The sequence below is a fragment of the Bradyrhizobium sp. 33ap4 genome (assembly GCF_032654765.1).
GTDB classification, from domain to species: Bacteria; Pseudomonadota; Alphaproteobacteria; order Rhizobiales; family Xanthobacteraceae; genus Bradyrhizobium; species Bradyrhizobium australafricanum.
The window spans coordinates 1-22,304 of the sequence record NZ_JAUMTJ010000067.1; the positions used below are offsets into that span (position 1 = coordinate 1).

Here is a 22,304-nt window from a genome sequence, read left to right on the forward strand (position 1 = left end):
GACAAAGCTCGCACCAAACTGGGGCGCGCCTATCCAGGCATACCCAAAGAGTCAAAATCACTGTGACGAGCTACTAGCCGGGGCCGTTCGGCTCGATTTCGGTCAAATCGCCGGGCGATGCCTTGCCGCCCGGCCGGGTTCAGGTGGTCTTGAAGCGCAGCATGCCGTCGGCGTGCATTTCGGCCGTCAGGCGGCCCTCGACCAGCATGTAATTGACATGGGCGACCAGCTCACCGGCGGCGAAGCCCATCTGGTGCTCGTCCAGCACGTGCTTGTGGAACACCACGGGCACCAGCTCCTTGGAGGTCTGCGGCACCTCGCGGCAGGCCTCGGCGATCAGCCGGCAGCGCTCCTCATGGTGATCGGCGAGCTGCTTGATCCGGGTCTTCAGCCCGTAGAACGGCACGCCGTGGCCCGGCAGCACCATCACGTCGTAGGGCAGGGTGGTGGTCAGGCTTGCCAGCGAGGCCAGATATTCGCCGAGCGAGTTCTGCTCGGGCTCGACCGCCCAGACGCTGACATTGGGCGAGATCTTGCTCAGCACCTGGTCGGCGGACAGGAACAGCTTGTCGGCCGCGCAATACAGCATCACCTGGTCGAGCGCGTGGCCGCCGCCGGTGATCACCTTGAAGCGCCGCGTGCCGATCACGACCTCGTCGCCATGGGTGAGGCGGTGATAGGACGGCGGCAGCACTGACACGCGCTTCAGGTAATCCTGGCCACGGCCGAGCAGCTTCTCGGTGAGGTCCTCGTCCATGCCATGGCGGCGGAAGAACAGCCGCTGCGCGTTGCGCCGCTCCTCGGTGCCGCGGTTCTGGTGATAGACCGACTGCAGATATTCCACCTGCGACATGAACAGCGGGCAGCCGAAGCGCTCGGTGATCCAGCCGGCGAGACCGACATGGTCGGGATGCGAATGCGTCACGATCAGGCGGGTGACCTTGACGTGTTTCAGCGGCCCCTCGAACAGCGTGGTCCAGGCCGCGATCGATTCCTCATTGCCGAAGCCGGCATCCACCATGGTCCAGCCGTCGCCGTCGGCGAGCAGATAGATGTTCACATGGTTGAGGCGGAACGGCAGCTTCAGCCGCGCCCACAGCACGCCGGGAGCCACCTCCACGACCTGGTCGTGGCCGGGATGGTTCTCCCAAGGGTATCGCAGTGCCTCCGCCGAGGAGTGCACGGGGTCGGTCTTCGTATGCATCCTACCGGCTTAGCGGCACACGGGCCGCCGCGCCAGCCGAAAAATCAGATAGTCGTCCGGAGAATGGGACGAGAAATCGCCGGAATTCCGTAGCCCGGATGAAGCGAACGGTCTTGCGAATACGTGCCCGTCATTCCGGGGCGCCTCGAAGAGGCGAACCCGGAATCTCGAGGTTCCGGGTTCTATGCTTCGCATAGCCCCGGAACGACGCTGTACCTACGCCGCGCGGATGTTCGACAGGAAGCCGTCGATCTCCGAGCGCAGCACGTCGGCCTCGCGGCGCAGTGCGTCGGAGGCGCTCAGCACCTCGCCGGCGGCGGTGCCCGCCTCGGCCGACGCGGTGGACACGCCGACGATGTTGCTCGACACCTCGCTGGTGCCGCCCGCCGCATGCTGGATGTTGCGGGCGATCTCGCGGGTCGCCGCGCCCTGCTGCTCGACCGCGGCGGCGATCGCGGTGGTGACGTCGTTGATCTCGCCGATCGTGCTCGAGATGTTGCGGATCGCGGAGACGGCCGTCGTCGTCACCTCCTGCATGCTGACGATCTGCTGGCGGATTTCCTCGGTCGCCTTCGCGGTCTGGCTCGCGAGGTTCTTCACCTCGGAGGCGACCACGGCAAAGCCGCGGCCGGCCTCGCCGGCGCGCGCCGCCTCGATGGTGGCGTTGAGCGCGAGCAGATTGGTTTGCGAGGCGATGGTCTGGATCAGGTCGACCACGACGCTGATGCGTGCGGCATTGTCGGCAAGCCCCTGCATCGTGCTGTCGGTGGCGCTGGCTTCCTCCACCGCCTTGCGGGCGATCTCCGCCGAGGTCACGACTTGGCGGCCGATCTCCTGGATCGAGGACGACAGCTCCTCGGTGCCGGCCGACACCGTCTGCACGTTGACCGAGGTTTCCTCGGCGGCCGACGCGACGGCGTTGACCAGCGCGCTCGACTGGTCCGCGGTCGCCGACATGCTCTGCGCAGTCGACTGCATCGAGTTCGCCGCGGTCTGCAGGCTGCCGAGCGCGCTGCGGACGTTGGATTCGAACGTGACGATCTGCGCTTCCATGCGCGAGGCGCGCTCCGCCTTGGCGCTGCGGTCCTTGTTCTGGTTTTCCGTGAGCTCGCGGCTCTCGACCATGCTCTCGCGGAACACCTGCAGCGCGTCGGCCATGACGGCGATCTCGTCGCGCTGGCGGCTCTGCGGGATCTCGGTGTCGAGGTCGCCGTCGGACAGCAGCTGCATCGAGCGCTGCAGGCCGCGGATGCGGCGCAGGATGTTGCGTCCGACATAGAGCCAGACGAACAGGAACGAGCCGACCAGCGTCAGGGCGCCGAGGCCGATCATCACCATGGTCGCGAGCGAGATCTGCTGCCGTGCCTGGAAGGTCGAGCTGTCGGTCTCCTTCTGCACCGCGTCGACCAGCTGCTGGACGCTGATGCCGAGCCCGACATTGAGCTTGCGCGTCTCTTCCAGGATGGTCTGGCCGTAGTCGATCGCGTCGAGCTCTTTCTGGCGGATCTTGAACACGCCGGTCTTGCCTTCGCCGAGCACGAGCAGCCTCGAGGCGGTGTCGCGCACCGCAACGATCGCGGGATTGTTCGGCAGGTCCTCGAGGTTGGACTTGACGCGTTCACGCGCGGCCTTGAACTCGGCCTCGATCGCATCGAGCGTTTCGCTGGAATTGGCCGACAGCGCCGCGGTCATGTCGGCGGCCATCAGATTGCCGGCGGCGAGCACGTTGCTGATCTGGCCGACGGTGCGGGCAGCTTCAGTGGCGTCGTCCGCGGAGACTTCGGCCGCGGCGAGGATGGCGTTGAGCCGGGTCTGCGCGTCGAGCATCGCGGGACTTGCGGCGGAGACGAACGCCGCCTGCGCCTTGCGCAGTGCGTTGTACTGCTTGTCGCGCAGCGCGCCGACCTCGAGCCGCTCGCGCGCCGCCGAGATCAGGCTCTTGGTGGCCTCGTCGGTGTTCTTGACGTTCTCCTGCAATGCGCTGACCACGGATTTGTCGGCGCCGAGCTCGATGATCTCGCCGAGCTTGGCGCTGGTGAGCCGCGCGACGTCCTGCACCTTCTTGGTGCGATCGTTCAGCGCGTCCTCGCTCTGCACGGCGAGCAGGCCGGGGCCTTGCGCCGCGAGCGAAGCGCTTTGCGCGGCAAGTTGCAGGCTCGCGGCAAGCCGCGGAATGTCGCGGCCGGAGAGATCGGTCATGGTGCCGCCGAGCTGATGCAGCACGATGCCGGCGCCTGCGCTGATCACCAGCGCCATGCCTGCGATCACAGCGAACGCCGCGAACAGGCTGCCCCTGACGCCCATCTGCGGCAGATGGATACGCTTGAGATTTGGTTTGCCGAGCTTGAACCGAAACGCCATTGCCCCTGTGCCCCCTGGCCCACTACGCTTGGCCACTATCCTTGGCCACTACTCTTGGATGTTTCCCCGGCGCGGGAGTATCGGTGCGGCCGGTTAACAAAATCGGGAAAATTGCGACGATCTGCGGGATTTTTCAGGGCTGCCGCGCAGTGGCGACGTCTCGGTTCGCTGTGCGGAATCGATGCACGCGATCGGATGCAAAAAGGCCGGCGTGAGCCGGCCTTTTCCACGCCTGGTTGTAAGGGCGATCTCAGTAGCGGCCGTAAGCGGGGCCGCCGGGGTTGCCGAGATTGAAGCGGTAGTTGAGGCCCGCCTTCACCGTGTGCTCGTCATTGTGGAAGCTGCCGACCGGCACCAGCGCGCCCGGCGCGGTGAAGCGGCTGTCGCCGAAGTCATAGTACTGGTACTCGACCTTGGCCGACCAGTTCGGCGCGAACATGTATTCGGCGCCGCCGCCGATGGTCCAGCCGTTGCTGTGGTTGTCGCTGAGCCTGAAGCCGACCGGCGCGCCGCCGAGCGTCACCGTTTCGTTGTTGTCGGAATAGGCATAACCGCCCTTCACATAGATCAGGCCCGGACCCCAGGTGTAGCCGACGCGGCCGGTGATCGAGCCGATGCCGCGCTGGTTGTTGTTGTAGACGTAGCCGCCCGGGAAGATCGCGTTGAGCTGATGGCCGCCGACCCAGGAATACTGGCCTTCGAGGCCGATCACCCACATCGGCGACAGCTGCCAGTCGTAACCGGCCTGCACGCCGCCCATGAAGCGGGCGTCGGAGTCGGACAGCGCGAGGCCATTGAAATTGTTGTTCTGGGAGAACACACCGCCGAGATGGCCGCCGAGATAGAAGCCGGTCCAGTTGTAGAGCGGAGCGGCGTAAACAGGCGCGGGCGCCTTCTGATAATAGCCACGGTTGAAATCGGCGGCGTTGGCGGTCGCGCCAAAGGCAGCGACGGCCGCCGCGACGGCGGCGGTTGCGAGCAGGAACTTCTTCATGGGGGTAGTCTCCGGACAAGTCATGAGGCGCAGCGTGAATGGCGCCATCCACGGCGATGGGTTAGACCGCATTTGAATAAAATGCAGTCACCGGAACGCTGCGCGGAGCGTTAAGTCGCAGCCTTTGCGGCGAAACGTTTTGTTGTGCCTAACGAACGCTTAAGCCGAAATGAAGCAAGGCTTAACGCGGTGTGCGCGGCGCGCATTTCCTGTTAACCAAGCCGTCGGTTAGAGCATGATCCGGAAAAGTGCGAAGCGGTTTTCCCTCGCGACAAACGCGGAACGCGTTTGCGCGGAGATCATGCTCAAACAAGGAGCTAAAGCGCGATGATGATTCAACCTAATGTCATCGCGCTTTAGGCCAGGCGCTTGCGCACATCGTCGCGCATCTGCTCGCGGAACGCCTGGCGGCGGGCGGCGCGATCCTTGACCGGGACGTCGTGGCGATCGAACACGTCGAACTTCTCCAGGATCGGATAGTGCTCGCTCGCCATCGCTAGCACGCGCAGCAGGGCGGCGACCTTCGGGGTCGGGCCGGTGACTTCCCACCTGCGCAGTTTTTCGGCGCCGCCGGCGGCCGATAGCCCGCACAGCTTTGCCATGTCAGCCGCCGTCAGCTCGCGGCCCAGCGCCTCGCCGAGATGTTCGCGCAGTTTCTTCAGTTCTGGGCCGGTCACGCTTGGTCCGCTCCGCGATGGCAAAATGTGAAGTGAGTCACATGATGTGCTCGAGGCGCGGGTTATACGCCACGCAGGCGAGTTCTAAAGGAAACCATCATGCACGGCATCATCGAAAGCCTCAGCCCCGAACACGATCAGATCGATTGGAAATGGGTCGGCAGTGTGTTCGCCTTCTACGTCGTGCTGACGATCGGCGGGATGGGTGTGCTGCTGGCGCGTTGATTCCAGCGCACGCGGGCGCACCGCGTGCCTGCGACTGCCATCGTTTGCGAAGATCCTGGTGCTGCCAGACAGGATTGAACTGTCGACCTCTCCATTACCAATGGAGTGCTCTACCACTGAGCTACGGCAGCATGCCCGGGAAAAATTGAATCGGCCCCAAGGGCCCGTCCAAGCGGGCGGTTCTTGCCACAGGCCTCCCTTTGGCGCAAGCGAAACAGCGCCCCTGCCGCCCTTGAAATCGGCAGAAATCGACCGCCTCGCCGATGATTCCGGCCAATCTGGCCGATTTCGGCCGGATTGGGTTCCCGATTGCGCCGAAACTATCCCGATCCGCGCTTGCCGCCGAATCATATCGCCGCAACTGGCCGACCGGGCAGGGTGCGCGGGCATCCGCCATTGGCTATGCTCGGCCTATCCTCCCCTTGCGCAGGGCGGCGGCGGTTCGAGAGTTATGCAATGACAGGCGACCAGGACAGAGGCGGCGGGCAGGCCGGAGCCCGCGTGAAGGATTCACGACAGGATCGTCTCAAGCTGGCGCTGCGCGAAAACCTGAAGCGGCGGAAATCGCAGGCGCGCGGTCGTGACGATGCGGCCTCTTCCGAAGCCGCCCATGGTTCGCTAGATGGCGGCTCACCAGATGACGCCGGCGGAAACGAGCCGCGCCGTTAACCCGGTTCGTGCGCATTGTTATAAGGAAGCGGGTTGCCGAGATGGCTGTAGATGAGACGACGATCGATCGGCTGAGCGCAACCGCCTACGCCTTCCCGCGCCATGAGCAGACCTTTCCGACCCTGACCGCGCACGAGATCGAGCGGATGCGCCGCTTCGGCGAGCCGCGCTCATACCAGGACGGCGAGGCGCTGTTCGAGACCGGCAAGCCCGGGCCCGGCATGTTCGTGGTGCTGTCGGGCAATGTCTCGATCACCCAGCGCGACGGCCTCGGCCATGTCGCGCCGATCATCGACCAGGGACCGGGCCAGTTCCTCGCCGAGATCGGCCAGCTCTCCGGCCGCCCGGCGCTGGTCGACGGCCATGCCGATGGGGTGGTCGAGACGCTGCTGCTGCCGCCCGACCGGCTGCGCGCGCTCTTGGTTGCGGAGGCCGATCTCGGCGAACGCATCATGCGCGCGCTGATCCTGCGCCGCGTCAGCCTGATCCAGGGCGGCGCCGGCGGGCCGGTGCTGATCGGCCCCGCCTCGGTCGGCAACATGGCGTCGCTGCAGAATTTTTTGGCGCGCAACGGCCAGCCGCACCACCTCCTCGATCCCGAGACCGACAAGGATGCCGCCGACATCGTCGCGCGCTATTCGCCGACGCGCGCCGAGCTGCCGCTGGTGGTCTGTCCCAACGGCACGGTGCTGCGCAATCCGTCCGAGACCGCGCTTGCGATGGCGCTCGGCATGATCGGCAACAGCGCGCATGAAAAACTCTACGATGTCGCCGTGGTCGGCAGCGGCCCGGCCGGGCTTGCCACCGCGGTCTATGCGGCGTCGGAAGGCCTGTCGGTTGCGGTGTTCGATTCCCGCGCCTTCGGCGGCCAGGCCGGCGCCAGCATGCGCATCGAAAACTATCTGGGCTTTCCGACCGGCATCTCCGGCCAGGCGCTGGCCGGGCGCGCCTTCAACCAGGCCCAGAAATTCGGCGCCGAGATGCTGATCCCGGTCTCGATCAAATCGCTCGACTGCACGAAAGCGTCCGGCGCATTCGTGCTCGACACCGCCTGCGGGCATACGCTGCGCGCGAAATCCGTGGTGGTCGCCAGCGGGGCGCGCTATCGCCGGCCCGAGATCGACAATCTCGATGCGTTTGAAGGCCGCGGCGTCTGGTACTGGGCCTCGCCGATCGAGGCGCGGCTCTGCGCCAACCAGGACGTCGTGCTGGTCGGCGGCGGCAACTCCGCGGGGCAGGCGGCGGTGTTCCTGTCGGCGCATGCCCGCAAGGTCAACATGATGATCCGCGGCGGCGGGCTCGGAGCCAGCATGTCGCGCTATTTGATCGAGCGCATCGAGGCGACGCCGAATATCGAATTGATGTTCAACACCGAGGTGATCGGGCTCGACGGCGCGGAGACGCTGCAGCGGGTGCGCTGGCGCAGCCGGCTCGCGCCCGACGAGTTCACCATGGATATCCGCAATCTCTTTTTGTTTGTCGGCGCCGATCCGGCGACCGGCTGGCTCGAGGGCTGCGGGGTGCAGGTCGACCGCGGCGGCTTCGTGATGACCGGCGTGCAGACCGGCGAAGGCGCGCGCGCCGTGCCGCTGCTCGAGACCACGGTGCCCGGCGTGTTCGCGGTCGGCGACGTCCGCTCCGGATCGGTCAAGCGCGTCGGCGGCGCGATCGGCGAGGGCGCTCAGGTGGTGGCCGCGCTGCACGGCTATCTCGCTGACGCGGGTGATCACACACTGTAGCAACGTCGATGCGACGCACGCAAACGTTTTCCCGTCATCCTGAGGAGCCGCGAAGCGGCGTCTCGAAGGATGAATCGGCCACAGTGTGGCCGTGCATCCTTCGAGGCTCGCAAGAGCTCGCACCTCAGGATGACGGATCAGATAGCTGCGACAGGTAAGGGCCGAAAAATGACGAAAGGCTGCACCCATATCGCCGGCATCCAGGATGTCACGCCGAGTGCGCTTGGCTGCGAGGAATGCTTGAAGAGCGGCAGCCGCTGGCTGCATTTGCGCATCTGCCGCACTTGCGGCCATGTCGGCTGCTGCGACGACTCGCCGAACCGGCATGCGACGGCGCATTTCCACGCCACCGGCCATCCCGTGATCGAGGGCTACGATCCGCCGGAAGGCTGGGGCTGGTGCTATGTCGACGAGGTGCTGTTCGACCTGTCGAAGCGCAAGACGCCGCATAACGGACCGATCCCGCGCTATTATTGATGAGGCTTCTCGCACGGCGCACGTGCCGCATCGTGTGACATATGTGCGAAAATTTTCAGCAATCGCCCGCGCCGGCAATTTTTGATGGGATGTCGGCCGTCCTGCCATCGAAGCATGTAGCAATTTTCCGTCACGCATCGTAACCTCGCACGCGGGTCTCAACGGGGAGTGCGCCACATGACGACATTGGTGCTCGTGCACGTCATTATCAGCCTGATTGCAATCGTCGCCGGCGTGCTCGTGATGTTCGGGCTGCTCGGCTCGCGCGCGATGCCGGGGCTGACCGCGATCTTCCTCGCGCTCACGATCCTGACCAGCGCCACCGGCTTCGTGATCCCGCCTTTGGTGACCGAGAAGCTGCTGCCGTCGCACATCATCGGCGGGCTTTCGCTGGTGCTGCTCGCGATCGCCTGCATTGCGCTCTATGCGATGCAGCTCAAGGGCGCCTGGCGTCCGATCTATATCGTGACCGCGATGGTCTCGCTCTATCTCAACGTCTTCGTGCTGGTCATCCAGAGCTTCCTCAAGGTGCCGGCGTTGCAGGCGCTGGCGCCAGCCGTGCCGCCGAACCCGCCATCCGGGCCGGTCTTTGCCGTGGTGCAGGGCATCGTGCTGGTGTTCTTCGTCCTGGTGACCATCGGTGCCTGGCGCCGGTTCAGGGCGGTCACGTTCGCCTGATCTGACAACACCTCGTCATTCCGGGGCGACGCGCAGCGTCGAACCCGGAATCTCGCAATCTAATCTCTAGATTCCGGGTACGCTTCGCGTGCCCCGGAATGACGCATTGGCAACAAGAGGAGCAATCAAATGCCCACCATCACCACCAAAGACGGCGTCGAGATTTTCTACAAGGATTGGGGCTCGGGCCAGCCGATCGTGTTCAGCCATGGCTGGCCGCTGTCGTCGGACGACTGGGACGCGCAGATGCTGTTCTTCGTGGGGCACGGCTTTCGCGTCGTCGCCCATGACCGCCGCGGCCACGGCCGCTCCGCCCAGGTCGCCGACGGTCATGACATGGATCACTATGCCGACGACCTCGCTTCCGTCACCGCGCATCTCGATCTGAAGAACGCCGTCCATGTCGGCCATTCCACCGGCGGCGGCGAGGTGGTGCACTACATCGCCCGCCACGGCGAGAGCCGGGTGGCGAAGGCGGCGATCCTGAGCGCGGTGCCGCCGTTGATGGTGCAGACGGCGAATAATCCCGGCGGCTTGCCGAAGTCGGTATTCGACGGCTTGCAGGCTCAACTCGCCGCCAATCGCTCGCAATTCTACCGCGACCTGCCGGCCGGGCCGTTCTACGGCTACAACCGGCCCGGCGCAAAACCGTCGGAAGCCGTGATCCAGAACTGGTGGCGGCAGGGCATGATGGGCGGCGCCAAGGCGCATTACGACGGCATCGTCGCGTTCTCGCAGACCGACTTCACCGAGGATCTGAAGAAGATCAACGTGCCGGTGCTGGTGATGCATGGCGACGACGACCAGATCGTGCCCTACGCCGACTCCGCCCCGCTCTCGGCCAAGCTTCTGAAGAACGGCACGCTGAAGACCTATAAGGGTTTTCCGCACGGCATGCCGACGACGGAGGCCGAGACGATCAACGCCGACCTGCTGGCGTTCATCAAGGGCTGAAGGTGAGAGAGGCTGTGCTCTGCGCCGCGCGTCTCAACATTGCGCAGCCTCAATCCACCTCGCCCGGTGGCTCACTCCTCTCCCCACAAGGGGCAGGGCAATCGCATACGGAATGAACCGATTCTTCCGCGCCGTCATGGCCGGGCTAAACACTTGTCCCGGCCATCCACGTCTTCTCTTCGCGTGGAAACGAAGACGTGGATGCCCGGGACAAGCTCGGGCATGACGAGTTTGTGGGAACTCCGATCGCCTCAAACGGCCATATGCGATTGCCCTACCACAAGGGGGAGGAGTCCGAAGCATGTGCTCGCCTTACGGAGACTATGTTTCGGAAGCGCCGTGATCGGCTGGCTCACTCGAAAATCGCGCGGATCGCGGCGAACAGGCGCTTGGCGACCAGGTCCGGCTTCTCGCGGGCGCCATCGTCGGCCCAGAGCTCGCTGCCGACGCGCATCGCGCCGGTCGTGATCATCGCGACCAGCCGGGCTTTCATCCGGTCGCTCCTGTGGTTGGCGCGCTTGAGCAACGCGTTGGCGAGTTCGCGCTCAAGCCCTTCATATTTGGCCTGATCGCGCGCCTGCAGCGCTGGATTGTCGCGCTTCAGCCGCGCCAGCGCGACCGCCTCGCGCGGGTCGATCTGCTTGACCATGTCGGCGATGGCGTTCTCGGCGGCCTGCAGCATGGATTCAGTGGCCGGGCGCGCCGCAACGGCTGCGATCAGTGCCGCGGTACCGTCCTCCTGCCAGGCCAGCACCACGTCTTCCTTCGAGGCGAAATAGTGAAAGAAGGTGCGGCGCGAGACGTCGGCGGCGGCGACGATGTCGTCGAGCGTGGTCGCCTCGAAGCTGCGCTCGAGAAACAGCATCATCGCCGCCTTGGTCAGCCGTTCCCGGGTCTCCTGCCGCTTGCGTGCGCGCAGGCCCGCCGCCGGCGGCGCCGGATTCGCTTTGGATTGCGCCGACTTGACCGGTTTCTTGGCCGATTTCCTGGCCGGTTTGCGCGCGGGCGCCGGACGTTGCAATTTTTCACCCCTTGCAAAAATGCACTTAGTGCACATTTCGTCGGATGCGGCTGGACCCGCAGGAACCCGACGAGAAACCCGAATCGTGTCGCAAGGAGATATAAGCATGACCGGCTGGAGCACTGCAGACATTCCGCGGCAGGGCGGCAGGACCGCCGTGATCACGGGCGCTACCGGCGGACTCGGCTATGAGACCGCGCTGGAACTGGCGCGCGCCGGCGCCAATGTCGTGCTCACCGGCCGCAACGGCGCCAAGGGGCAGGACGCGCTGGCGCGAATCCGCGCGCAGCTTCCCGATGCCGCGGTGACCTATGAAACGCTCGACCTCGCGAACCTCGCATCGGTTGCCGATTTCGCCGGGCGCTTCGCCGCCACGCATACCACGCTCGATCTCCTGATCAACAATGCCGCGGTGATGTCGCTGCCGACGCGGCAGGTCACCGCTGACGAGTTCGAGATGCAGTTCGGCACCAACTATCTCGGCCACTATGCGTTGACCGCGCTGCTGTTGCCGCAGCTCCGCCGCGGCCACAACACCCGCGTCGTCAATCTTTCCAGCCTTGCGCATCGCTCCGGCGTCATCAATTTCGACGATCTGCAGGCCCGCCGTTCCTACGCGCCGTGGCGCGCCTACTGCCAGTCGAAGCTTGCGATGCTGATGTTCGCGCTCGAACTGCAGCGTCGCAGTGCGATCAACGGCTGGGGACTGATGAGCAATGCCGCGCATCCCGGCTACGCGCGCACCGAGCTGATCCCGAACGGTCCCGGCACCGACAGCCTGTCGTGGCGGTTCGGTCGATATTTGCAGCCGATCATGAGCCACTCCGCGGCGGCGGGCGCATTGCCGACGCTGTTCGCGGCGACCTCAGCCGCGGCCCAGCCGGGCGGCTATTACGGGCCCAACGGGTTCTACGAGTTGAAGGGCCCACCTGCGCCGGCGCGCATCATGCCGCACGCCAGGGACATCGCGGTAGCGCAGCGGCTATGGGATATCTCGGCGGCGCTGACCGGTGTATCGTTTGATCAGGTCGCAACCGCCGCCTGAACGGATCGGGCGGCAGCAGGGCAATCGAGATGAAGGTCATCCTGTTCGGCGCGACCGGCATGGTCGGGCAGGGCGTGCTGCGCGAATGCCTGCTCGATCCCGGCGTCGAGCGCGTGCTCGCGGTTGGGCGCAGCCCGACCGGGCAGCGCGATGCCAAGCTTGTCGAGTTGATCCACGACAATTTCGTCGATTACAGCGCGATCGAGCCTCAGCTTGCCGGCTACGACGCCTGCTTCTTCTGCCTCGGCGTCTCCTCGATCGGCATGGACGAGGCACGCTACCGCCATCTCACCTACGACATCACGCTGGCCGCGGCGACGGTGCTGGCGCGGCTCAATCCCGGCATGGTGTTCACCTATGTCACGGGGCGTAGCACCGATTCCACCGAGCGCGGCCCATTGATGTGGGCGCGGGTGAAGGGCAAGACCGAGAACGATTTGCTCAAGCTGCCGTTCAAGGCCGCCTACATGTTCCGGCCTGCCGGGATCCAGCCGCTGCATGGCGTCCGCTCCAAGACCGGCTGGGTGCAGGCGATCTATCTCGCGACCTCGCCGCTGCTTTCCTTTCTGGTGCGGGTCGCCCCGAGCTACATGACGACATCGGAACAGCTCGGCCGCGCCATGCTGAAGGTCGCCCGCGACGGCTACCCCAGGCCGGTGCTGGAGAGCGAGGACATCAATCGCCTCTGAAGCGTGGTGGGCCGGTTCCCTCGCGCGGCGATTTCGCCAGGTCTCTTGGTACCTCCCGGGCCGCGAGGCGTTATAACCACCGTCATGTCCCCACCCGCGCCGCTGAAACTGATTGCTCTCGATGCCGATGACCTCGCGGTCATCTCGGCTCATGTGCAGGACGCCCACGTCCAGCCCTCCGACATCGTCTGGCGCCAGGACGAGAAGCGGCTCGTGGTCGGCCTGAACCGGCTGGACTGGGAGCAGACCCTGTCGGGCGGCGCCTGCTCGCGGCGGCTGATCGCCGCGCTCAGGTTCGACCGGGTGCTGGCATGCAAGTCGCGCAATATCGACCTGGAAGTCCCGGAAGCCACCCTGGAACTGCTCGGGATCGAGTTCTATGCCTCCGACCCGCCGGGCGGCAGCGCGCTCCTGATGTTCGGCCATGGTGGGGCGCTGCGGCTGGATGTCGAGTGCCTGGAGTGCGAATTGACCGATCTGGGCATCGACGATCTCGGCGTGGCGCCGGGGTGATTGGGCACGTCATTCCGGGGCGGTCCCAACGGGTCCGCGCAAGGCGCGGCCCGATGACAGGCTCCGGACCAGACCCGGAATCTCGAGATTCCGGGTCTGGTCCTTCGGACCATCCCGGAATGACATCCCCCAAGGGTTGACGGCCATTATCCGTCGCGCCATTGAGCAGGGACCCGAATTCCTCCTAAGAAAGCCGTCATGCCCGTTCGCCTGGACCGACAGAGCGCCGATTTCGAGCAGCGATTCCGCGATTTCCTGGCGGCCAAGCGCGAGGTGTCGGCCGACGTCGAGCGCGCCACCCGCACGATCGTCGACGACGTGGCGGCCCGCGGCGACGCGGCGCTGCTCGAGGCGACCAAAAAGTTCGACCGGCTCGATATCGACGCGGCCGGCCTGCGCATTACCGCAGCCGAGATCGACGCCGCGGTGGCGGCCTGCGACCCCAAGACCGTCGAGGCCCTGAGGTTCGCGCGCGACCGGATCGAGACCTTCCACCGCCGCCAGTTGCCGAAGGACGAGCGCTTCACCGATGCCGCCGGCGTCGAGCTCGGCTGGCGCTGGAGCGCGGTCGATGCGGTCGGCCTCTACGTGCCCGGCGGCACCGCGGCCTATCCGTCCTCGGTGCTGATGAACGCGGTGCCGGCCAAGGTCGCCGGCGTGCCGCGGGTGGTGATGGTGGTTCCGGCGCCGGACGGCAAGCTCAACCCGCTGGTGCTCGCCGCCGCCCATCTCGGCGGCGTCTCGGAAATCTACCGCGTCGGCGGCGCCCAGGCGGTGGCGGCACTGGCCTACGGCACCGCGACAATCGCGCCGGTCGCCAAGATCGTCGGCCCCGGCAACGCCTATGTCGCCGCGGCAAAACGGCTGGTGTTCGGCAAGGTCGGCATCGACATGATCGCCGGCCCCTCCGAGGTGCTGGTCATCGCCGACGACACCGGTAATGCCGACTGGATCGCGGCCGACCTCTTGGCCCAGGCCGAGCATGACGTCAGCGCGCAGTCGATCCTGATCACCGACAGTGCACGGCTCGCCGCCGACGTCGAGCGCGCGGTCGAGACGCAGCTAGCGACCTTGCCGCGCGGCGAGATCGCCCGCACCTCGTGGAACGACTTCGGTGCCGTGATCAAGGTGGCAAAACTCGACGACGCGGTCGAGCTCGCCAATGCGATCGCGGCCGAGCATCTCGAGATCATGACCGCGGATGCCGAGGGCCTGTCGGACAAGGTCCGCAACGCCGGGGCGATCTTCCTCGGGGCCCATACCCCGGAGGCGATCGGCGACTATGTCGGCGGCTCCAACCATGTGCTGCCGACCGCGCGCTCGGCGCGGTTCTCCTCGGGCCTCGGGGTGCTTGACTTCATGAAGCGAACCTCGATCCTGCGGTGCGGGCCGGATCAACTCCGTGCGCTCGGGCCCGCCGCGATGACGCTCGGCCAGGCCGAGGGTCTCGATGCCCATTCACGTTCCGTCGGATTGCGCCTCAACCTCTCATGAACAAGCCACCAGACGACGAGGATTCCAACAATCGCATCGTCGCGGTGACGCTCGACGAGGAATCGATCGGCCGTTCCGGGCCCGATATCGAGCATGAACGGGCGATCGCGATCTACGATTTGATCGAGCAGAACCTGTTCGCGCCCGAGGACGCCGCCGGGCCGGGGCCTTACACCCTGCATATCGCGATCACCGGCAACCGGCTGATGTTCGATATCCGCAAGGAGGACGGCGCGCCGGTGGTCGCGCATCTGTTGTCGCTGACTCCGTTCCGCCGTGTCGTGAAGGACTACTTCATGATCTGCGACAGCTACTATCAGGCGATCCGGACCGCGACGCCGGACAAGATCGAGGCGATCGACATGGGCCGCCGCGGCATCCATGACGAGGGCTCGCGCACGCTGCAGGAGCGGCTCAAGGGCAAGGTGCGCGTCGATTTCGAGACCGCGCGGCGGCTGTTCACGCTGATCACTGTGCTGCACTGGAAGGGTGAAGGCGCATGATCCCGTTAAGTGGATACCGGTTTTCGGATCAGATTATGCGCCAATCGAAGTGGCGCATGATCGGTGAAGCGGTGATTGACGGGGGCGTACCCCGATCGAAAAAAGCCTGATCGCATGGAAGCGCCGCGCGCGCGCAACCCCCAGGCCGTGCTGTTCGCATGCGGCCTGAACAGCGTGCGGTCGCCGATGGCCGAAAGCCTGCTGCAGCAGATGTTTCCGCAAGGCCTCTATGTCCGCTCGGCCGGCGTCAAGAAGGGTGAGCTCGACCCGTTCGCCGTCTCGGTCATGGCCGAACTCGGCCAGGACATTTCCAGCCACAAGCCGCAAACCTTCGAGGAGCTCGAGGACTGGGAGGGGCTGAACTTCGATCTCATCATCACGCTGTCGCCGGAGGCGCACCACAGGGCGCTGGATCTCACCCGCACGCTCGCCGCCGATGTCGAATACTGGCCGACGCAGGATCCGACCGGCACCAGCGGCAACCGCGAGCAGAAGCTCGCCGCCTACCGCGAGGTCTGCGACGGCCTGTTGCTGCGCATCCGCCGCCGCTTTGCCAGGGCCGGCGCGGCAAACCTGTGAGGCTCGGCGAGGCGAGGGGACCAGCTTGTTCCGATTCGCAGAACCGCCGCTTGTCGCCAGACTGACAAACAGCTGTGCTTATGGGGCCTGGTCTCAGGCGGGGGCGCGATTCGCGGCCGGTTCCAAGGTTGTGCATCCATGCCCCATCCGATAGGTTCCGCCCGCGTCTGTCCCCCCGATTCAGCCCAAAAGCCCGCATGCTAGGCCGTCCCAAATTCGTTCTTGCTTCCGGTTCGCCGCGGCGGCTGGCCCTGCTCAACCAGGCCGGCATCGAGCCCGATGCGCTGCGCCCGGCCGATGTCGACGAGACTCCGCGGCGGGGCGAGTTGCCGCGCGCCTGCGCCAACCGCCTGGCGCGCGCCAAGGCCGACGCGGCGCTGAAATCGGTGCATCTTGACGACGACCTGCGCGGCTCCTTCATCATTGCCGCCGACACCGTGGTCGCGGTCGGCCGCCGCATCCTGCCCAAGGCCAATCTGGTCGACGAGGCCGCGCAGTGCCTGCGGCTGCTGTCGGGCCGCAATCACCGCGTCTACACCGCGATCTGTGTGGTGACGCCGCGCGAGGCATTCCGTCAGCGCCTGGTCGAAACGCGCGTGCGCTTCAAGCGGCTCAGCGAGGACGACATCCAGGCCTATATCGGCTCCGGCGAATGGCGCGGCAAAGCCGGCGGCTACGCGGTGCAGGGCATTGCCGGGTCGTTCGTGGTCAAGATGGTCGGCTCCTACACCAATGTGGTCGGCCTGCCGCTCTACGAGACCGTGACCTTGCTCGGCGGCGAGGGCTTTCCGATCCGCCACGGCTGGCTCAACTCCGTCGCGGTGTGAGGTATCCACTGAGGTCGTATCGCATCGCAGATGCGATACGGATGGGGCTCTTTCCTCGTGAACGACTCGCGATGAGACCCCACCCCAACTGCTCCACATCGTCATGGCCGGGCTATGCAACGAGGCCGATAGCCGGACGCGATAGCCTGCCGCAGGGGCGCGCTGCCAAAATATCGAAAACAACCCCATGCAAAGTAGCCGGCGGCTGCGGGCGTTCGACACGACAACTTGACTCGTCGGGCAAATCAGCGGCATTCTTCCATTATCCAGAAATCGCGGAGACGCCCTTCGCTCCGAGGCTATCGCCCTGCGCTTGCGGGCGAGGCCGCCGTCTCGAGCCACGAGGCCAAGCACCTGCGCGGCCGGCGAAGACGCATATGCGATTGCCCTACCCGTAAGCAGGGAGGGAACGCAGCGGAACATGCGGCAGATGATGTAAACTCCGGCTCAGCCATGACCGACCAAGCCCGAACGCCCAAGGCCATACCCTCTGCCACCCCGCGCGCCTGCCCGATCTGCGGCAAGCCCGTCGAGCAGGCCTTCCGCCCGTTCTGCTCGGCGCGCTGCCGCGACGTCGATCTCAACCGCTGGCTGACCGGCCGCTATGTCGTGCCCGGCCGCGAGGACGACGCGGAGGACCCGGAATAGCCAAGATTTCCCAACAAGTTGGGGAAAGAGTGCCGGGCGGGCCGCGGCCGGCGAAGCCTTTGGCGAAGGCGGGTGGACACGACGCTCCGACCTCTCTATAAACCGCCCGCTCGCTCCGGCCTTTTCGGCCCCGCGGGTATGCCCAGGTAGCTCAGTTGGTAGAGCATGCGACTGAAAATCGCAGTGTCGGTGGTTCGATCCCGCCCCTGGGCACCACTCCTGAACAGATTTATGAAACCAAGGTTTGGGTTGACCCTTTCGGCCGAAAACGGACCGGATGCTGTCATTTGAGCCGACGGTCCTCCGACGCGATGATCGCGTCGACCACGCTTGCGAGATAGGCCTTCCGAGCAGCGACGTCGCCCGACACGAGTTGCTGACGCATCAGGCGGGTGAACCGATCGATAGCGATCGGGTCAATCCGGATGGGGGGGCACTCGACTTCTTCGCATAATGGAGAGCCACAACGGCCCTACCCCGGCTTGCCATCAACGCGGCGATCCGGTTCTTGAGGGATCCGGATCCATCGGTACCGTCGATAGCGCCGGTCTCAATGGCCGCATAAAGGCGCTCCAGCCGTTCCTCGGTCTCGGAAGTTTGGCGTGCTAGCTAGAGCCTATCGCGCGAAAGGATCTTCATAAAGAGTCCGTCCAGCTGTCTCCGGCATGAAGCGCAGCGCGATCAGCCCAACAACGCATGTAGCCATCATGTAATAGGCCGGCATCAGCTCGTTCCCGGTAACAGAGATAAGGCCGCTGTTGATTGCCGGCGCCGTGCCGCCAAAAATGGATGTCGAAATGTTGTAAGCGCCGGCGAAGCCGGCGAAACGCACGTGGGTGGGAAACATGGCCGGGAAAGTCGCCGAAATGGTCGCGAGTTGCGGTACGTAGAGCAGCCCGAGCAGAATGAAGCCGACACAGGCGCCGACGAGGCCCGTGCCCATGAGCATGTAGAGAGGGGCCACCAGCAGAAACAACCCGATCAGGGAGAAGCTCCACATCGGACGGCGCCCGATTCGGTCCGAGAGCCGGCCAGCAAATGGCAGGAACAGCATCATGAACAGCATGCCGAGGAGCGGCACCGCAAGCGCCTCATCCGGCGACAGGCCGATGCGGCTCTGAAGATAGGTTGGCATGTAGCTGAGCAGCGTATAATTGACGACATTGAGCGCAACCACCAGGCCGCCGACGACGAGCATAGGACGCCGGTGACGTGCCAGAAGGGCGATCAGGCCTGGTGAGGATCGTGCCTGGCTTGCGGTTTCGTGGGCACGGAAGACCGGCGTATCTTCCATTCTCGCGCGCAGATACGCGCCGACGAGGCCCATTGGCGCGGCGACCAGAAACGGAACGCGCCATCCCCAGTCGTGCATCGCCTGATCACCCAGAAAGAGCGAGAAGGATAACATCAGGAATGCGCCCAGCGAGAAGCCGGCCAGCGTTCCGAACTCCAGGAAACTCCCATAAAAGCCGCGTCGGTCATCGGGAGCGTACTCGGCCATGAACGTCGCGGCGCCGCCGTATTCGCCACCGGTCGAAAAGCCCTGTACGATGCGGAGAAGAACGAGCGACAGTGGCGCCCAGAAGCCGACGCTGTTGTAGGAGGGAATAAGCCCGACGCACAGCGTCGCGCCCGACATCAGCAGTATCGTTAGCGCCAACACGGATTTTCGGCCCACCCGGTCTCCCAGCGATCCCCAGAATATCCCGCCTAGCGGCCGTATGAGGAAGGAGATCGCGAACGTAGCCAACGCAAAAAGCACCGCTTCCCCGACGTCTCCGGGAAACAGTGCCGCGGAAATGTACGTCACGCCATACGCATAAATGCCGTAGTCGAACCATTCCGTCGCATTGCCGACGGCAGAGGCGGCAATCGCACGGCGCAACGTGGCGCGATCAGCAGTTGGATCAGGTGCGGAAACAGAGGCATTCACGATTGCTGTTCTCCGATCACCGCTGCGTCGGGCGTATTGGGGTCAAGCAGCGATGCAATCGGCGTCGTGCGTGGAAGAATCTGAAAGTCCTGCTGCTCGGGTGCAGGAACAGGTGGGGTTGCCGTCTGCCGCCACATGCCGAACGCGGCCGCGCCGCCGGCGCAAAGGGCGATGAAAAGGAAAAGCCCGCCTCTGCTCCAGCCTGTCATGAATATCGCTCCACCGATCGGCCCGAGCGCGGCGCCGACGGAATACAACAGCACCAGCCGTCCGCTTGCGGCGATACGTTGTGCGGCGTGCAGACGGTCGTTGCAATGGGCCACGCAGAGTGGATAGAGCGCAAAGCTGAGACCACCAAACATTGTTCCGAGAATCAGCAGCCACGGGCCGACCGACGAGAGAAAGGAGATGACCAAGCTGATACACAGGGTTGCCGCGAAACTGAGCACGATGACCTGGCGACGATCATAGCGGTCGGAAATGCGTCCGAGCGGCCATTGCAGGATCACGCCGCCAAGAATCACGATCATCATGAAGTGGGCTGTCTGCGATAAATCGAACCCTAGGCGTCGAACCTGCACTGCGGCCAATCCGTAAAATGCCCCTAACATCAAGCCGGTCGTCATTACTCCGACAGCACCGAGGGGTGATGCGGCAAAGAGTGTTCGGGTTCCGAACGCCGCGGCTTCGGCAGGCGGCGGCGCCGAGTTGCGTGTGAGACAAAGTGGAATGATCGCGAGCGAGATTAGCATTGACGCTAGTTGAAACGGAACAGCAGGCAAATCACCGCTGGCTCCAAGCAGCAACTGTCCCACCGCCTGTCCGCAATATAGTGCAACCATGTAGGCCGCTAGAATGCTGCCGCGCGAGGCCGCGTCAGCGCGTTCGTTTAGCCAGCTCTCGAGACAGACGAAGACGCCGGCGACGCAGAAGCCGTCGATCAGCCGCAGTCCCGACCAGAGCAGGGGATGGATGATTTGCGCGTAGCCGAGCGTGCTCGCGGAGAGAAGCGCAACGAACGCCGCAAAGGCGCGGATATGTCCCACGCGCCGGACGATACGCCCCGAGCGCAGGGCTCCGACGACCAGCCCGGCAAAATAGGCGGTCGCCACCGCGCCGATCACGATCGTGCCCTGTCCCGCCCGCTCGAGCCGCAAACCCAGTAGCGTCGCCATAAACCCGCTTCCCGCCATGAGCATAAAGATGGCGAGCAGCAGGCTACGAACCGGGGAGATTGCCGCAAGCATGACGATTGCGACGCGCGCCGTCAGGCCGCGCGCCGGCCTTCCGCTTCCCCGTCGGCCTCCACCGGGACACGATGCAGAACCCTAGCGCTAGCATCGAAGTGGCAAACGGTCACGACGAACTGAACGTCAGCATTGCGAATCTGATGCCGCGTCGCAATCACGTCGATTCGTACGTTATCGAGGGCTCGGAGCGCATCGAACACCAAGCCTGGCCAAGCGATGTCGCTGTCGGCCATCGCTTGACGCCATCCGTCCGCGCCGTCATCGGCAACAAGGCGTGCATAGATACCAGGCTCGTAGGTCTTCTTGTGCTCCAGCAGCAGGTCAGTCATCCCGGCATAGGCGGAGACGACAAAGGCGCGATTGTAAAGGTCCTCGCCCTTGCGCTCCGCGATCGGAACGTCGTCGAATAGCGTGCCAGTCGCGGCCATCGATGTGCCGCCGATCTTCTCGACACTATGAAAACCGCTCATGCGAGAGCATCCTCCATCAACGGGCCGTGCTGAGGCACGAGAGCTTTCGGGTCGCTGCGCGCGGCAACGAAGCTCGGCCGCGGTTTTTTGACGCCGAATGGCGCCTGCAGCCGGTTGCTCACGGCGTTATAGACGAAGAACGCGTTAGCGCGTGGAAATGGCGTGATGTTGCCGTTCGATCCGTGCATCGTGTTGCAATCGAAGATCACCACCGTGCCCGCCTTACCGGTCGGCGCCACGATGCCGTGGCGGTGCGCCAACTCGGTCAGACTTTGCCGGTCGGGCACGCCATACTCCTGCTTCTTCAGTGACGTGCGATAGTGGTCTTCCGGCGTCGCCCCAATACAGGTCAGGAAGACGCGGTGCGATCCGGGCATCAGCATCAGGGGGCCATTGTCCGGCGTATTTTCCGCCAGCAGGACTGACATGGAGAGTGCTCGCATGCGCGGCATGCCGTCTTCCACGTGCCAAGTCTCGAAGTCGGAGTGCCAGTAGAACTCCTTGCCTTCGAAGCCGGGCTTGTAGTTCAGGCGTGACTGATGGATGTAGACCTTGTCGTTCAGCAGGAACTGAGCGATGCCTGACAAGCGTGCGTCGGCGGCGAGGCGCCCGATCACTCTACTCTGAGAGTGGATCTCGAAGACCGAACGGATTTCTTGGCTGTCCGGCTCGGCGATGATCGTTTCCGGATTGAGGCCGTTAGGGCTCGATAGCAGTTTCTTTGCCTGCGTCTGCAGGTGGTCGACTTCCTCGGGAGAGAGGACATCCTTGAGCACGAGGAAGCCATCGCGATCGAACTGCTCGGCCTGCTGCCGCGTTAGCGGTGCGCTCTCGCTCCAGTCGCTATGAATAACGGGATCGAGACGCGGAAGCATCTGGGCCTCCGAGGTGAGACGGGATGGGTAAATGTCTGTCAATGCCTTTCCCTCTTTCAGTTGTTTCAGGAGTTAACGGCCGCCTCGCGCGGCGCTTCGACATCAGTCGGATAGGCACCAGTCTCATCGTGCACTTCCTGGCCGGTGACCGGCGGGTTGAACACGCAGGCCGTCAGGAGGTCAGTGTCCGGGCGAACGATATGCTGGTCGTTCTTGTTGAGGGCGTACATGATGCCCGGTGCGAGCTTGTGCGTTTCGCCGGTCCCGAGGTCTTCGATGGTCCCGGTTCCCTTCAGTATGAAAACCGCCTCGAGATGGTTCTGGTAGTGCATCTTGAGTTCTTCGCCCGCGTACATCGTCGTAATGTGGAAAGAGAAGCCCATGCCGTCGCTCTTGAGCAGAAGGCGGGCACTGTCCCAGCCCTTCGATTTGACGAGACGATCGGTCTTTTGAATGTCGCGGAGTTGACGAACGATCAT

At 64.7% G+C, this 22,304-nt stretch carries 24 protein-coding genes and 2 tRNA genes; 15 read left to right on the plus strand and 11 right to left on the minus strand.

The features are described from left to right. Positions 1–139: 139 nt before the first annotated feature. The 4 genes from Q2M23_RS36040 to Q2M23_RS36055 form a co-directional block, all read right to left on the minus strand. The gene (locus Q2M23_RS36040; protein ID WP_026191925.1) at positions 140–1,204 is read right to left on the minus strand and encodes an MBL fold metallo-hydrolase; all 1,065 of its coding nucleotides are present in this window, start codon (positions 1,202–1,204) and stop codon (positions 140–142) included. Between the two features lie 216 nt (positions 1,205–1,420). Continuing rightward, positions 1,421–3,565, minus strand: coding sequence for a methyl-accepting chemotaxis protein (locus Q2M23_RS36045; protein ID WP_141342965.1), 2,145 nt, complete (start codon positions 3,563–3,565; stop codon positions 1,421–1,423). Between the two features lie 250 nt (positions 3,566–3,815). After that, entirely contained in the window at positions 3,816–4,559 is a 744-nt protein-coding gene (locus Q2M23_RS36050) for an outer membrane protein (protein WP_316398570.1), read from the minus strand. Between the two features lie 356 nt (positions 4,560–4,915). Further along, the gene (locus tag Q2M23_RS36055; RefSeq protein WP_076830928.1) at positions 4,916–5,236 is read right to left on the minus strand and encodes a hypothetical protein; all 321 of its coding nucleotides are present in this window, start codon (positions 5,234–5,236) and stop codon (positions 4,916–4,918) included. Positions 5,237–5,335: 99 nt separating this feature from the next. On the opposite strand from Q2M23_RS36055, the gene Q2M23_RS36060 reads away from it, so the two are divergent. After that, positions 5,336–5,461 (plus strand): hypothetical protein, encoded by a 126-nt coding sequence (locus Q2M23_RS36060; protein WP_256527829.1) that lies wholly within the window; start codon positions 5,336–5,338, stop codon positions 5,459–5,461. Positions 5,462–5,517: 56 nt separating this feature from the next. Here the strand turns inward: Q2M23_RS36060 and Q2M23_RS36065 are convergent. Continuing rightward, positions 5,518–5,592, minus strand: a tRNA-Thr gene (locus tag Q2M23_RS36065). 325 nt (positions 5,593–5,917) lie between these two features. Here Q2M23_RS36065 and Q2M23_RS36070 point away from each other — a divergent pair. From Q2M23_RS36070 to Q2M23_RS36090, 5 genes are all read left to right on the plus strand, one after another. Then, positions 5,918–6,130 carry a hypothetical protein gene (locus Q2M23_RS36070; protein WP_194295391.1) on the plus strand — a complete coding sequence of 71 codons (213 nt, stop codon included), beginning with the start codon at positions 5,918–5,920 and terminating at the stop codon, positions 6,128–6,130. 41 nt (positions 6,131–6,171) lie between these two features. Next, the gene (locus Q2M23_RS36075) at positions 6,172–7,869 is read left to right on the plus strand and encodes an FAD-dependent oxidoreductase (RefSeq protein WP_316398573.1); all 1,698 of its coding nucleotides are present in this window, start codon (positions 6,172–6,174) and stop codon (positions 7,867–7,869) included. Between the two features lie 168 nt (positions 7,870–8,037). Further along, positions 8,038–8,346: a UBP-type zinc finger domain-containing protein gene (locus Q2M23_RS36080; protein ID WP_057018148.1), complete on the plus strand. Its 309-nt coding sequence runs from the start codon at positions 8,038–8,040 to the stop codon at positions 8,344–8,346. Positions 8,347–8,523: 177 nt separating this feature from the next. Beyond that, positions 8,524–9,024 carry a hypothetical protein gene (locus Q2M23_RS36085; protein ID WP_057018160.1) on the plus strand — a complete coding sequence of 167 codons (501 nt, stop codon included), beginning with the start codon at positions 8,524–8,526 and terminating at the stop codon, positions 9,022–9,024. 129 nt (positions 9,025–9,153) lie between these two features. After that, entirely contained in the window at positions 9,154–9,978 is an 825-nt protein-coding gene (locus Q2M23_RS36090; protein ID WP_050382324.1) for an alpha/beta fold hydrolase, read from the plus strand. A 352-nt stretch (positions 9,979–10,330) separates the two neighbouring features. Here the strand turns inward: Q2M23_RS36090 and Q2M23_RS36095 are convergent, their stop codons facing one another. Continuing rightward, positions 10,331–10,999 (minus strand): TetR/AcrR family transcriptional regulator, encoded by a 669-nt coding sequence (locus Q2M23_RS36095; RefSeq protein ID WP_410469810.1) that lies wholly within the window; start codon positions 10,997–10,999, stop codon positions 10,331–10,333. Positions 11,000–11,105: 106 nt separating this feature from the next. Here Q2M23_RS36095 and Q2M23_RS36100 point away from each other — a divergent pair, with 106 nt between their 5' ends. The 9 genes from Q2M23_RS36100 to Q2M23_RS36140 all read left to right on the plus strand — a co-directional run bounded on the left by Q2M23_RS36100 (position 11,106) and on the right by Q2M23_RS36140 (position 17,513). Beyond that, entirely contained in the window at positions 11,106–12,044 is a 939-nt protein-coding gene (locus Q2M23_RS36100; protein ID WP_316398576.1) for an SDR family oxidoreductase, read from the plus strand. A gap of 29 nt (positions 12,045–12,073) precedes the next feature. Continuing rightward, entirely contained in the window at positions 12,074–12,733 is a 660-nt protein-coding gene (locus tag Q2M23_RS36105) for an epimerase (protein ID WP_253638532.1), read from the plus strand. 84 nt (positions 12,734–12,817) lie between these two features. Further along, positions 12,818–13,246 (plus strand): DUF2948 family protein, encoded by a 429-nt coding sequence (locus Q2M23_RS36110; protein WP_057018152.1) that lies wholly within the window; start codon positions 12,818–12,820, stop codon positions 13,244–13,246. A gap of 198 nt (positions 13,247–13,444) precedes the next feature. Further along, positions 13,445–14,740 carry a histidinol dehydrogenase gene (hisD, locus tag Q2M23_RS36115; protein ID WP_316398578.1) on the plus strand — a complete coding sequence of 432 codons (1,296 nt, stop codon included), beginning with the start codon at positions 13,445–13,447 and terminating at the stop codon, positions 14,738–14,740. Next, positions 14,737–15,243, plus strand: a complete 507-nt coding sequence (locus Q2M23_RS36120) for a UPF0262 family protein (protein WP_316398580.1) — start codon at positions 14,737–14,739, stop codon at positions 15,241–15,243. Before hisD ends, Q2M23_RS36120 begins: the two co-directional genes overlap by 4 nt. Before the next feature lie 114 nt (positions 15,244–15,357). Further along, complete coding sequence (locus Q2M23_RS36125) at positions 15,358–15,822, plus strand: low molecular weight phosphatase family protein (RefSeq protein WP_076828053.1); 465 nt, start codon at positions 15,358–15,360, stop codon at positions 15,820–15,822. A 197-nt stretch (positions 15,823–16,019) separates the two neighbouring features. Beyond that, positions 16,020–16,649, plus strand: a complete 630-nt coding sequence (locus tag Q2M23_RS36130) for a Maf-like protein (protein WP_018269043.1) — start codon at positions 16,020–16,022, stop codon at positions 16,647–16,649. Between the two features lie 453 nt (positions 16,650–17,102). After that, positions 17,103–17,297, plus strand: a complete 195-nt coding sequence (gene yacG, locus Q2M23_RS36135; RefSeq protein ID WP_057018155.1) for a DNA gyrase inhibitor YacG — start codon at positions 17,103–17,105, stop codon at positions 17,295–17,297. 140 nt (positions 17,298–17,437) lie between these two features. Next, positions 17,438–17,513 (plus strand) — tRNA-Phe (locus tag Q2M23_RS36140). A gap of 400 nt (positions 17,514–17,913) precedes the next feature. Here the strand turns inward: Q2M23_RS36140 and Q2M23_RS36145 are convergent. The 5 genes from Q2M23_RS36145 to Q2M23_RS36165 form a co-directional block, all read right to left on the minus strand. Next, on the minus strand, positions 17,914–19,230 hold the full coding sequence (locus tag Q2M23_RS36145) for an MFS transporter (RefSeq protein WP_316398582.1): 1,317 nt from the start codon (positions 19,228–19,230) through the stop codon (positions 17,914–17,916). Continuing rightward, positions 19,227–20,477, minus strand: a complete 1,251-nt coding sequence (locus tag Q2M23_RS36150; RefSeq protein ID WP_316398583.1) for an MFS transporter — start codon at positions 20,475–20,477, stop codon at positions 19,227–19,229. Before Q2M23_RS36150 ends, Q2M23_RS36145 begins: the two co-directional genes overlap by 4 nt. A 20-nt stretch (positions 20,478–20,497) precedes the next feature. Continuing rightward, positions 20,498–20,950, minus strand: coding sequence for a hypothetical protein (locus Q2M23_RS36155; RefSeq protein ID WP_316398584.1), 453 nt, complete (start codon positions 20,948–20,950; stop codon positions 20,498–20,500). Beyond that, positions 20,947–21,825, minus strand: a complete 879-nt coding sequence (thpD, locus tag Q2M23_RS36160) for an ectoine hydroxylase (protein ID WP_283812345.1) — start codon at positions 21,823–21,825, stop codon at positions 20,947–20,949. Before thpD ends, Q2M23_RS36155 begins: the two co-directional genes overlap by 4 nt. A gap of 65 nt (positions 21,826–21,890) precedes the next feature. Continuing rightward, the gene (locus Q2M23_RS36165; RefSeq protein WP_076827282.1) at positions 21,891–22,304 is read right to left on the minus strand and encodes an ectoine synthase; all 414 of its coding nucleotides are present in this window, start codon (positions 22,302–22,304) and stop codon (positions 21,891–21,893) included.